The sequence below is a fragment of the Celerinatantimonas diazotrophica genome (assembly GCF_004339545.1).
GTDB classification, from domain to species: Bacteria; Pseudomonadota; Gammaproteobacteria; order Enterobacterales; family Celerinatantimonadaceae; genus Celerinatantimonas; species Celerinatantimonas diazotrophica.
The window spans coordinates 57,884-69,886 of the sequence record NZ_SMGD01000004.1 but is presented as its reverse complement, the minus strand read 5'-3'; the positions used below and the strand labels follow the sequence as shown (position 1 = coordinate 69,886).

11 protein-coding genes are annotated in these 12,003 nt (G+C 45.5%); 4 read left to right on the top strand and 7 right to left on the bottom strand.

Translation table 11 applies throughout. The annotated features are described in order from the left end of the window. Nucleotides 1-2: 2 nt before the first annotated feature. Nucleotides 3-941 (bottom strand): 1-phosphofructokinase, encoded by a 939-nt coding sequence (pfkB, locus tag EV690_RS02105; RefSeq protein ID WP_131911302.1) that lies wholly within the window; start codon nucleotides 939-941, stop codon nucleotides 3-5. Then, complete coding sequence (gene fruB, locus EV690_RS02100; RefSeq protein WP_131911301.1) at nucleotides 938-2,095, bottom strand: fused PTS fructose transporter subunit IIA/HPr protein; 1,158 nt, start codon at nucleotides 2,093-2,095, stop codon at nucleotides 938-940. The genes pfkB and fruB overlap by 4 nt, the downstream gene beginning before the upstream one ends. A gap of 252 nt (nucleotides 2,096-2,347) precedes the next feature. Here fruB and cra point away from each other — a divergent pair, with 252 nt between their 5' ends. Together cra and EV690_RS02090 are read left to right on the top strand one after the other, a co-directional pair. Further along, nucleotides 2,348-3,367: a catabolite repressor/activator gene (cra, locus tag EV690_RS02095; protein ID WP_131911300.1), complete on the top strand. Its 1,020-nt coding sequence runs from the start codon at nucleotides 2,348-2,350 to the stop codon at nucleotides 3,365-3,367. Then, nucleotides 3,351-4,262 (top strand): exo-alpha-sialidase, encoded by a 912-nt coding sequence (locus EV690_RS02090; protein WP_131911299.1) that lies wholly within the window; start codon nucleotides 3,351-3,353, stop codon nucleotides 4,260-4,262. Before cra ends, EV690_RS02090 begins: the two co-directional genes overlap by 17 nt. A 19-nt stretch (nucleotides 4,263-4,281) precedes the next feature. Here EV690_RS02090 and pyrI read toward each other — a convergent pair whose 3' ends face one another. Continuing rightward, the gene (gene pyrI / locus EV690_RS02085) at nucleotides 4,282-4,749 is read right to left on the bottom strand and encodes an aspartate carbamoyltransferase regulatory subunit (RefSeq protein WP_131911298.1); all 468 of its coding nucleotides are present in this window, start codon (nucleotides 4,747-4,749) and stop codon (nucleotides 4,282-4,284) included. Nucleotides 4,750-4,751: 2 nt separating this feature from the next. Beyond that, complete coding sequence (pyrB, locus tag EV690_RS02080) at nucleotides 4,752-5,681, bottom strand: aspartate carbamoyltransferase (protein WP_131911297.1); 930 nt, start codon at nucleotides 5,679-5,681, stop codon at nucleotides 4,752-4,754. A gap of 508 nt (nucleotides 5,682-6,189) precedes the next feature. Between pyrB and EV690_RS02075 the strand changes: the two genes are divergently transcribed. Beyond that, a complete protein-coding gene (locus EV690_RS02075) occupies nucleotides 6,190-7,647 on the top strand; it encodes an alanine/glycine:cation symporter family protein (protein WP_131911296.1) in 1,458 nt (485 codons plus the stop codon). Between the two features lie 52 nt (nucleotides 7,648-7,699). On the opposite strand, the gene pckA is transcribed toward EV690_RS02075, so the two are convergent. The 3 genes from pckA to hslR form a co-directional block, all read right to left on the bottom strand. Then, nucleotides 7,700-9,322: a phosphoenolpyruvate carboxykinase (ATP) gene (pckA, locus tag EV690_RS02070; RefSeq protein WP_131911295.1), complete on the bottom strand. Its 1,623-nt coding sequence runs from the start codon at nucleotides 9,320-9,322 to the stop codon at nucleotides 7,700-7,702. Nucleotides 9,323-9,504: 182 nt separating this feature from the next. Then, nucleotides 9,505-10,389 (bottom strand): Hsp33 family molecular chaperone HslO, encoded by an 885-nt coding sequence (hslO, locus tag EV690_RS02065; RefSeq protein WP_131911294.1) that lies wholly within the window; start codon nucleotides 10,387-10,389, stop codon nucleotides 9,505-9,507. 3 nt (nucleotides 10,390-10,392) lie between these two features. Continuing rightward, complete coding sequence (gene hslR, locus EV690_RS02060) at nucleotides 10,393-10,788, bottom strand: ribosome-associated heat shock protein Hsp15 (protein WP_131911293.1); 396 nt, start codon at nucleotides 10,786-10,788, stop codon at nucleotides 10,393-10,395. 347 nt (nucleotides 10,789-11,135) lie between these two features. Between hslR and gspC the strand changes: the two genes are divergently transcribed. Then, nucleotides 11,136-11,987, top strand: coding sequence for a type II secretion system protein GspC (gspC, locus tag EV690_RS02055; protein WP_131911292.1), 852 nt, complete (start codon nucleotides 11,136-11,138; stop codon nucleotides 11,985-11,987). Nucleotides 11,988-12,003 lie beyond the last annotated feature (16 nt).

The following is a 12,003-nucleotide window of genomic DNA, read 5'->3' as shown; positions in this document are numbered from 1 at the left end:
CCTCACGTATTAGGCAATTCACTAAGTTGTATTTGCTCAATTAACGACTCGAGTTTGCTTTGATCGCCGATGCCGACGCTAACCTGTGTTACAGCCAATGCTGAAACTGCTGTGGCATAAGTGACGCTCTTGGTTACATCCCAGCCCTGAGTGAGAGCATGGGTCATTGCTGCAACCATAGAATCTCCTGCTCCAACGGTACTGACAACATTCATTTTAGGTGGCTTAGCTTTAACAACTTGTTGCTCCGTTACCCAAATAACGCCATCACTGCCGCGCGAGACCAACACATGGGTAATTCCCTTGTTGATGAGCTGGCGTGCCGCTTTAATGATTTCATTCTCATCGTTAAGTTCATGGCCAATCCATTGAGCAAGTTCATGCTCGTTTGGCTTAACCAAATAAGGTGCAGCCTCAAGTCCATAATTGAGTGCATCTGCGCTGCTATCAAATATGACACGAGCACCTTGCTTGTTGAGTAACTCAATCCAACGCTGATAAAGAGTTGGGCTCACGCCGCGAGGGAGGCTTCCTGCGAGCACGAACCACTGGTGATCAGCGACTAACTCGGTGAGTTTCTTCTCCATCTGTTGAACAGCCTGATGGTCGATGGCCATGCCGGGGAAATTAATATCGGTCACGCGGCCATTGATTTCGGCTAATTTTACATTTGTTCGCGTTGTTCCTCTTTGTCGCAAAAATTCGTCTCTGGCATCAATTTGCTCAAACAGATGAACAAATGGGTCTTGGTTTTCATCGCCTAACCAACCGCTGACCGTTGATTTAGTGCCCAGATCGCTGAGTACTCGGGCCACATTAATCCCTTTCCCTCCAGGCGTCAGGCTGGCCTGATCGATAAGATTCACGCTATCAACTGTCAACGTGTTGAGCTGGCCTGTAAGGTCTAAAGCTGGATTTAGGGTTATCGTTGCGACCCTCATAGCTTCTCTCCTAAACCAGCATTGATGGCTTCTTTGATATGATCCAGAGCTTGGCGGGCGTTTTCACCTTCAGCGGTAAAGCGCAGTTCATGGTTGTATTGGGCTCCTAGGCCGATGACCTTCATCAGGCTGCGACCATTCACGGGACCGGTCCCTTCGGTGAGGTTTTCAACAGTAATTTTTACATCATATTCTTTGATCGCTTTGACCAGAACCGCGCCAGGACGAGCATGTAAGCCATGAGGGTTTTTCAGTTTAACCACCTCTTGCTCTGCCCCTTCTGGGAGATCCTGAGCTGGTGCGTCAGAGGCTTGAGCAGGTGCTGTATTATCGCTTAACAGCGACAGTAACTCATTGTTGTCTTTGGCTTCGTTAAGTTTAGATAGCTGATTGTTATTGAGCAGTTCAACCAATTTTTCTAGTACCGGTTTCGCTTTGTCATCTTTAGTAGCAACGCTGATGAGTGTCTGCACTTTGAGCCCATCATGATCAAATGGTTGCTGAGCACGGATGATACTAATGCCACTGGTTTGCACATCTTGACTGGATGAGCTGAGTAATACGCCATCATTCAGTGGTGTAGGTGTAGCACTCATCAATTCAGTGATGCCTTGATCGCCAATAATTCCGGTCTGTTTGAGCTGTCCGGCTCCCACCGCCTGTAACTGTATTAAGTTAGAAACTGGGAAATCAAGAACGATGCAATCAGTGTCAAATTTCAGCGATGCGTTGCCACTGAGCAAATCAACAATGACCTGAGGATCAGTGACATCTTTAAGCTTTTTATCGAGGTTATCTTGGTCGAGTACCCGAGTTAACTGGCGCAAAATCGTCAAATGTTCATCCGATTGGGCAGCAATCCCGATGGCGAGATAAACGATATTGCCTTCGCCCCAGTCAACGCCCTGTGGAAATTGCACGAGTTGCAGGCCAGTCTGTTCAACTTGGTCGCGGGTATCGGTTGTACCATGAGGAATCGCGATTGCATTTCCCAGATAGGTACTTGACTGTTGTTCTCGAGCTAACATGCCATCAACGTAACCGCTCTTGACAAAACCAGCATCGCTCAGTTTGTTTGCAATTAGGCGAATCGCTGCCGTTTTATCTGCTGCGCTAGCACCTAGTGAGATATTGTCAGTATGAATTTTCAGCATACTCGATTCCTTTTGCTCGTTGTCGCTGTTTGACTTTAGCTTAGCTAAAACGATTCAGCCGTTGGGTAAAAAAGAGAAAGTGTGACTTAGTTCTATATTTTGAAAAAACCCACACTATCAAAAGTTTTTTTAGCCCCAATCTGTTTGGGACAAAATAATTATGAGGTATGCTGAATCGTGTCAGCATTTGATGCAATAGCTATTTTTGTTTTTTTTTCTAGGTTGTGAGCCGGATCAAATTGAGGTGTGTCCATGAAACTTGCTCAAATTGCGTTGTTAGCCGGAGTCTCGCGAACGACTGCCAGTGCTGTTATCAATGGCAAAGCTCAGCAATATCGCATTAGTGACAAGACTGTCGCACGGGTAATGGCGGTGGTTGAGCAGTATAAATATCAACCTAATCAAAGTGCCGCACAACTGCGCTCTGGCAGTAGCCGCTCACTGGGGTGCATTGTGCCCGATCTGGAAAACCCCAGCTATGCTAAGTTGGCCAAGCATCTGGAGCAAAGTGCTCGAGAGCGTGGTTATCAGCTGATTATCTGTTGTAGTGATGATTTACCCGAGGTCGAGATCCATCTGGTACAAAGTCTGGTTGCCCGAGGGGTTGATGCACTGTTGGTTGCCAGTAGTTTACCTCCTGATAATGATTTTTATCCGAAGTTATTAAATTCTGGTAAACCGATCGTCGCTCTGGACCGGTGGCTTGATCCACAGCTATTCGCCAACATTACCAGCGAAAACCGCAAGGGAGCGGCGGCGTTAATGCAATCGAGCCTGAATGAGTCCATGCATCGAGTGGCGATTATTGGCGCGCTGCCGCAACTGCAAGTCTCCAGTGAGCGTGAAGCTGGAGCCTGTCAGGCGCTTAAAGAAAATCTTCCCCATGCCGATTATGAGTTTTTCTATGGTCATCATTTTAGCCAAGAACAGGGGGCGGTGATGATGAATAGGGCTTTGGAGTTTAAACCCGACCTTATTTTAACGACCGCCTATGTGCTGCTTGATGGGGGGCTTTCGCAGTTAGTTCAGCGCCCCGAATGGCTTAACAAGCTGACGTTGGCTACATTTGGGAATAATCGCTTATTAGATTTACTGACTCATCCGGTAAACAGCTTGACACAGCAGATGCCGATTATTGCTGAAAAAGCGATTAACATCGTCTTAAAAGCATTGGATGGCGATTATCAAAGTGGGCTGGAAGTGGTTCCGAGGCGTTTAATTATTCGCAATAAACACAATAAAAGCATCTTAATGAATGAATATCACGCTTAAACAGCTGGATTGCATTGCTAAAGATCCCGCACTTCATCTGGCATTTACTGATTTAGTCTATTTTGCAGGGCGACTTTGGCTGGCTTATCGAAGCGCCTCCAGTCATCACCGTCAAGATGGAGTGATTATCGTGATGGTGCAAACCCAAGATGGCTGGTGTGAAAATGCAGTGATTCGAGCCGCTGGGGATTTAAGAGATCCAAAGTTTTCTGTTTCGGTCGGTGGTGCGTTATTGCTCAATTGTGCGCGGGTTGAAGGCAAGCAGTTGTACTCCGTTTTATATCAGTTTGAGCAAAATCACTGGCAGCAAGTGGCGTTGCTAGCTGAACCAGACCAGTGGTTGTGGCGGCTGCAGGGCTGCACTGAGCGGAGTTATGGATTTGCTTATCAGCATCCAAATACACTTAAATTTTATCAGATCCAGCAGGATTTTAGTTCTCAATTATTGTTAGATAACCCATTGAATGAAAATCAGATTGTCGATGGTTATCCGAATGAAACGGGGTTGTGCTTGTCGCCACAACAGCGCATGTATTGTTTGTTGCGTCGTGATGGGAAAGATCCGCGCGCAATGCTGGGACAGAGCGAGCCGCCATATCTGCATTGGCAGTGGCAAATACTGGATACCCGGATTGGCGGGCCGGTGTTAACTTATTATCGCCCGGATCAACCGCTGTTGGCGGTCGTGCGATTGTTTGAGCCGTTTCGTACGAGTATTTGTCGGATTGATATTGAACGCGGTGAAATCATTGAAGTTTTAGCGCTGCCATCCGCTGGAGATACCAGTTACGCTGGACTCGCGTGGCTTGATGGAAGCCAATTGCGGGTCAGTTATTACTCCTCTCATGAAGGGCCAAGCGCAATTTACTTGGCCCAACTTGTCGTCAGTCAGTAGTCACTAATTTGCACTCTAACTAACCGTTTTTGAGTTCATTAAATAGACTCGTTGCAAAGCTTTTCTCGCAGTAATGACACTTCAATTTTACCTGGTCGGTGTTGCTGGCCTGTACTAGAAAATGGCTCGGAACCATTTCTGTGTGGGTGATGCAGTTGCTGTTTGGGCATTGAAATACCCCTCGGATTGATTTGGGTTGAGTGACCTGAAACTTATCCACAACCGTATAATTTTCAATCACGTTAATGGTTGCCGTCGGAGCAAACAATGCCAGCTGGTTGGCCTGTTCGGCGGTTAAGATGGTCTCTGCAACTTTGATGAGGTCTTTGGCCTGATCATTATGAGTTGGCAGGTTTAGACCAATCGTTAAGCGGCGATTTGCATCCGCTAACTGCAAGAAGCGTAAAATTTTGATCCCCTGACCGGCTGGAATGTGGTCAATCACTGTCCCATGTTCAATGGCTTCAACTTGTAATTTTTTTTCCATTGTTACGCTCCAAAGTGGTTAGTCAGAACCAAAGCTAAGAGTGCCTGACGGGCAAACACGCCATTACGGGCCTGCTCAAAATAGTAGGCATATGGGGTTTGATCGACATTGACATTAATTTCATCGACTCGCGGCAATGGATGTAGGATCTTTAAGTTTTCTTTTACCGACTTGAGCATGCTGGCTTCCAGCACAAATGCCGAGCGAATATATTGATATTCGGTTTCATCGAAACGCTCTTTTTGTACTCGGGTCATATACAGAATGTCTAAATCATCAATCACGTTTTCAATATTCTGATGGAAATGACAATCGATGCCCTTTTCGGTGAGCTCATCAATTAGGTAGTCGGGCATTGCGAGCGCAGGAGGTGCGATAAAGTGCAGTTCGCAGCCAAACACAGAGAGCGCTTGTGCCAGTGAATGAACTGTCCGACCATATTTTAAATCGCCCACAAAGGCGACTTTCAGCCCTTCTAATGTCCCTTGTGTTTCATAAATGCTAAAGAGGTCTAACAGGGTTTGGGTCGGATGTTGGTTAGAGCCATCGCCACCGTTGATGACTGGCACGCTGGAAAATTCACTCGCTAGCCGCGCGGCGCCTTCGCGGGGATGGCGCATAAAGAACGCATCGCTATATGAAGAGATGATTCTGACTGAGTCTGCCAGTGTTTCACCTTTTTTATCCATCGATGTGTTACTGCCATCAGGGAAGCCAATAACACTGCCCCCTAAACGATGGACTGCGGTCTCAAATGATAAACGGGTTCGGGTTGAAGCTTCGAAAAAGCAGCTAGCTACGACTTTATTTTTTAACAATTCTGGTTGGGGAGAGGCTTTGAGTCGACTTGCAGTGTCGATGATCAATTCCAGCTCCGCGCGAGTTAAATCGGTAATTGAAATAATATGCCGATGAAAAAGCGGGTTGGTCATGATGTGATCCTAAGGTCCGATGGGGGAATCGGAAGCGTATTATAGCAGTGCCGGCGTATAATAAATAGTAGTGATGCTCGCTGTTATATAATCTTGTGAGGTAAAGTATGACAACTGAGTTATCTGTAAGAGAAATCTCACAAATGTAAAAATAGAGCTTTTATCTATAAATATCGCTAAAACAGCTAAAAGTTTTAATTAGTTTTGAACTGTAGCGTAAATTAATGAATCATCAGTGATTTGCAGTTATTGTTCGCTATGTCAAATGGTCATATCATGCAAAAGACCTACGATTTTTACATATATCGTGTAAACTGCCCCGCCTAAGTTAGGCGAAAAAATATAAACCTCAATGTAAGCTGAATTTTTTGAGCCTTTTTTGGGCTCTGGTTTAGTCTCTTGTGTCTATGTTTATGGGACATAAGGTCAGCTTGCGCTAATAAAAATATCATAAAAACCTGACGGCTGATTCAGTTGTCAACAGGTCATTTTTTGGAGAGCAAAAACTATGGATTTTAACCAGATCGAGAACGCTATTCACTGGTTTATGGACCCGATAAGTCACTTTATCTGGACCTATATTCTCGTGTATCTACTGTTAGGGGCGGGGATCTTATTTACGTTGTTTACCCGCTTTATGCAGTTTCGCCTGTTGGGACATATGATGAAAATCACCTTCCAGCGACGAGCGGCTGGAGAAACAGGGATTAGTGCATTTCAGGCCTTTGCGACATCTTTGGCCTCTCGTGTGGGTACCGGGAATTTAGCGGGCGTTGCGATTGCATTGTGGGCCGGTGGCCCAGGGGCCATTTTTTGGATGTGGATGACTGCGTTGGTGGGATTAGCAACAGCCTTTATTGAATCCACCTTGGCCCAGGTTTATAAAGAACCGCACCGGGATGGTTCGTTCCGTGGGGGACCCGCTTATTATATTGAGCGCGGATTGGGGCATCGATGGATGAGTATTGTGTTCGCCGTGTTCTTGCTGATTGCTTATGGTATTGCCTTTAATGGAGCGCAAGCCAATACCATAGCCCAAGGAATGACAGGTGCATTCGCTATTCCAACCTATGTCACTGGAATTGTCTTGGCTGGGTTAACCGCCTTGATCATTATTGGCGGGGTGCGTTCTGTGGCGAGAACCGCTGAGAAAATTGTGCCAGTGATGGCCACGCTATATTTGTTGGTAGCCGTTTATATTCTGCTCGCGAATATTGGTCAAGTTCCTGCGATGTTAGCGCTTATCTTTAAAAGTGCCTTTGGCTACGGACCTATGGTCAGTGGCGCCGTTGGTTATTCGGTGAAAATCGCTATGGAAAATGGTATTCGTCGGGGGCTATTTTCTAACGAAGCGGGGATGGGCTCGGCGCCTAACATGGCCGCTACCGCAACGGTGAGCCATCCGGCATCACAAGGGTTGGTGCAAGCTTTTGGGGTCTTTATCGATACGCTGGTGATCTGTAGCTGTACTGCGGTAGTGATTCTTCTCTCTGGGGTGTATGACAAATTGCTAAGTGGTGGTTTGGGGCAGAAGATTGAAGGGATCCAACTCACTCAGCAGGCAATGACGGAACATCTCGGTGTATTCGGAACCTATTTTGTGGCGATCGCGATCTTCTTGTTTGCCTTTACCTCGATTATTGGCAACTATGCTTATGGCGAGATCAACATCGGCTATTTGTTTAAAGGTCATCCTAAAGTGGCAATCTGGACGTTACGAATTGCCGTGATCGCGATGGTGTATATTGGTTCTGTAGCTGATCTTAAATTTGTTTGGAATCTGGCGGATTTTGCCATGGGATTGATGGCAACAACCAACTTAATTGCCATTATTTTCTTAGCTCCGGTGGCATTTTTTGTGCTTGAGGATTACGAGCGACAGCGAAAAGAGGGCATAAAACGTCCTGAGTTTGACCCGACGCTACTTGAAAATGTGGCGGGCCAATACAAAAAAGATATTTGGTAACGCAGTCTGAGGAAAAACCAACTGGGAGGATTCCCAGTTGGTGTGTCACTATTTAGTCAAGTTTTGGGCCGGCTTTTACCAGATCTTTGCCCGCTTGTTCATCGGTGTACTGATGGAAATTATCGACGAACAGTTTAGCTAGATCGCTCGCTTTTTCTTGCCATTGAGCTGGGTCGTCGTAGGTACAACGAGGGTCAAGAATGTTAGCATCGACACCATTGAGATGGGTGGGGATGGCTAACTCAAAGATTGGCAGAGTTTGTGTTTCAGCGTCATCTAGCTCTCCTGCCAAGATGGCATCGATGATGGCTCGTGTATCTGCAATTGAGATCCGTTTCCCAGTGCCATTCCAACCTGTATTGACCAGATAGGCTGTTGCACCGCTAGCTTTCATGCGTTTGACCAGAACTTCAGCATACTGAGTGGGATGCAGGGTTAAAAAGGCCGCGCCAAAACAGGCTGAAAATGTTGGGGTCGGTTTATCAATCCCGCGTTCAGTACCCGCCAGTTTGGCTGTAAATCCAGATAAGAAGTGATATTGAGTTTGCTCATCGTTTAGTTTGGCAACCGGAGGGAGTACGCCAAAGGCATCGGCTGTTAAGAAAATGACTTTCTGCGCATGACCTGCTTTTGAAACGGGTTTAACGATGTTATCAATATGATAGATAGGGTATGAAACGCGAGTATTCTCCGTTTTTGAGCTATCGTCAAAATCAATATTTCCTTGATCATCCACCACTACATTTTCCAACAACGCATCCCGGTGAATCGCGTGGTAGATATCTGGCTCGGCTTGCTCGCTTAAATGAATCGTTTTGGCGTAGCACCCACCTTCAAAGTTAAATACGCCATCATCGTCCCAACCATGCTCATCATCACCAATCAGTGCGCGTTTAGGATCGGTCGACAAGGTAGTTTTCCCTGTCCCTGACAAACCGAAAAATACGGCTACATCGCCAGATTGGCCGCGGTTAGCACTACAGTGCATGGCTGCAATACCGTTTAGCGGGAGATAATAGTTCATCATGGAAAAAATCCCTTTTTTCATCTCGCCGCCATACCAAGTTCCACCGATGAGTTGCATCCGTTCGGTGAGATTAAAGACAGTGTAGTTTTCTGAGTGTAAATTTTGTCTTTGCCAGTTCGGATTGGTTGTTTTCGAAGCATTGAGGACCACAAAATCAGGTTTATAAGTCGCTAACTCTGAGTCATCGGGGCGGATAAACATGTTTTTGACGAAGTGGGCTTGCCAGGCGACTTCGGTGACAAAACGAACACATAGGCGTGAGTCTTCATTAGCTCCGCAATAGGTATCTACGACAAACAGTCGTTTAGCACTTAGTGCATCAACTGTCAGCTCTTTAAGCTCATCCCAAACGTCTGGACTAATGGGTTTATTATCATTTTTAGAGTGTGGGTTGTTCCACCATACAGTGTCCCGAGTGACATCATCGTCAACAATGTATTTATCTTTTGGTGAACGGCCAGTAAATATGCCAGTATCAACGGCTACGGCCCCCAGATTGGTTTCTTTACCACGTTCATAGCCAGCCAAGTCAGGCTTAGTTTCTTCATCGAACAATTGTTCGTAACTAGGATTATAGACAATTTCGGTTATATTTTTGATGCCATAATGTTGCAAATCTTGTTTAAGCCGATCATGGTGTTCGTTCATAATTAAAGCTCCATGTAGGGGAGGTTTTAGTGACCATAACTATTGTTATATAGTTATAGCTGAAAGCAACTTGTTTATTTGCAAGGCTTCGTAGTAATGAGGATTATTGCGAAATGCTTCAAATAAACGCGTCGTTATAACAATATAAAAAGGCAGCAAATGCTGCCTTGATGTTAAAAAAATTAATGAGTTTTTGGTTGGTTAGCTGCTCCGTGGAAGAGTTCGGTAATAGCATTTTTATCAAAGCGATACTCGCTGCCACAAAATTCGCAGTGCATGGCAATTGCACCTTGCTCTTCACAGATACTTAGAAGTTCATCTTCATGCATTGAAAAGAGTGCTGCCTGACAACGTTCTTTTGAGCAAGTACAAGCAAATTCAACCGGTTGAGGATCAAATAAACGTACTTTTTCTTGGTGATAGAGTCGATAAAGCATTTGTTCGGCAGGTAAGGTAAAAATTTCCTGTGCGGTAGCCGTTCGGGTTAACTCATAAATATGCTGATAATCGTTCGATAATTCATGGGCTTTCACTGGCAGTTGCTGAATCAGTAACCCAGCACAGCAAGGTGATTTTTTATCATCTTGAAAGAACAACCATAAATGGGTGGGGAGCTGTTCAGACTGAGCAAAGTAGTTTTCAATGGAAGCTGCTACGCCTTCTTCGGCTAAAGCCACAATGCCTTGATAACGCTCGCCATTGGCCGGAGCAATGGTGATCACCAATCGAGCATTGTCACCGACCAGCTCTGATAACACGTCGCTATCTTGGTAGCTGGTTTCATCCCAACGGGCGACACCGCGCATTTGTTGCTGGTTATTGCCATTGATCGCAACATAATGCAGTGTTCCAGTGCCTTGCAACTGAACGGTGATGTCCCCTTCAAATTTCAGTGTTGCGGTCAATAAGCTAGTTGCCGCTAGCAGCTCAGCAAGAATGGTGCGGATCGCGGGTGGATAATCTCGCTGAGACAAAATCGTTTGTAGTGTTTCATTAAGTTGCACCAGCTCAGCACGGACCTGGTAATCTTCAAAAATATAGCGGTATAAGGTATCGCTTTGAGCCATGATTTACTCACCTGTGTGTTGGTGTTTAAACTGAATAATTTGCCGGCGTTGTTTTTTATCGGGGCGCCGCTGTGGTGCCAGTGGTTTGGGGGACAGTTTACGTTGCTCCTGATGCAATTGCCGTTTGGCAATACTCTGCTCAGTCTCTTCATAGAGCGTTTGCGCAATCGTTGCATTGGCACGCTTTTCACTGAGTGCTTTGACAATTACTTCTCGTTGCTCATTGGCCTGCCATAGGCTAATTGTGGCCCCTATTTCAACAATGCGACTAGGTTTGCAGCGCTGGCCATTATAGTGCACTTTTCCACCTTGGATGACATCCGTTGCCAATGAACGGGTTTTATAAAATCGGGCCGCCCAGAGCCATTTGTCCAAGCGAATTTTACTGGATTGTGTCATCGGACAAACTCGCATTGTTAAAACGCCATTATAACAGGTTTGTGAGCACCCTCGCAGCTGGATTTAAGATGTTCTGGGCCACTTTTACCGTATTTTACTATTAAACCATTTGGATGTTTGCTGCATAATAATGAATTGGATGTTTTCTGTATAATAATGAAACTATTTGCAGTCTATGATTAAGGTTTAACAATCCATAGATATACCTTGACTGAGCTTTGAACATTGGGCAACCTGCGCATAATAAGAGTATCTGCGTAATTAATTTACATTTCTGAGTGTAAGTTGCGCTGAACTTAAGCGCTTTAAGACAGTCATAGCTTGCACGAGATAAAAGTATTAAGAAGATGAATCAGTTGAATCAAATAGCATTGTGGTTTAGCAAGGAGCAGGTACGTGCCAAAGCTTTTGCCGTATTTAGTTGCTGTTTGATCATTCTGGGATGCTATCAGCTCGCCTTGCTCAGTTGGAAGTTGTGGCCACAAGATAGTGCTTCGTCACTTTCATTAAATAGTTCGATAGGTGCCCACTCAGCAGATATACCGCCATTTAATGATCTTTTGGCTATTCATTTGTTTGGTCAAGCGTCAGGGGTTAGTCGTCCCGGGGCTTTACCTAACACGCAGTTACCGATCACCTTAGTTGGTGTGCTTTATAGCAACGACCCATCTCAGGCGTTGGCGGTCATAGCTCGGTCGGGCCAACAGCATGTGTATGGACAAGGTGAGAGAATTGAAGGGACTCAAGCCACACTAAAACGGGTGTATCCAGACCATGTTGTGATTACTCGTAAGGGGCATGATGAACAGCTCTATTTGCCTGATAGCGAGCACAGCGCTCAAATGTCTGCGCCGGTGAAATCAAATGCGTTGCCGTCAAGTGAAAAAGCTGTAGCGATCCCGTCACTCGCTGACATTTTTCAAAATCCGGCCAAGCTCAATCGCTATATCAGTATTAAACCGACTTATCAGGGACAAAAATTACTCGGTTATGAGCTCTTTCCCGGACCTGACCCAAAACTGTTTAATCAGTTAGGGCTGCAAAGTGGCGATCTGGCGGTATCGATGAATGGACAAGCTTTAAATGAGCCCCGAGGCGTCATTAAAATGTTTCGACAGCTCAATAATGCAACCGAATGCCAGGTGATTGTGATTCGCCATGGAATGCGCAGAACCATTACGATTCATTTTCCCACCTAATTAGATGTAGGAGATT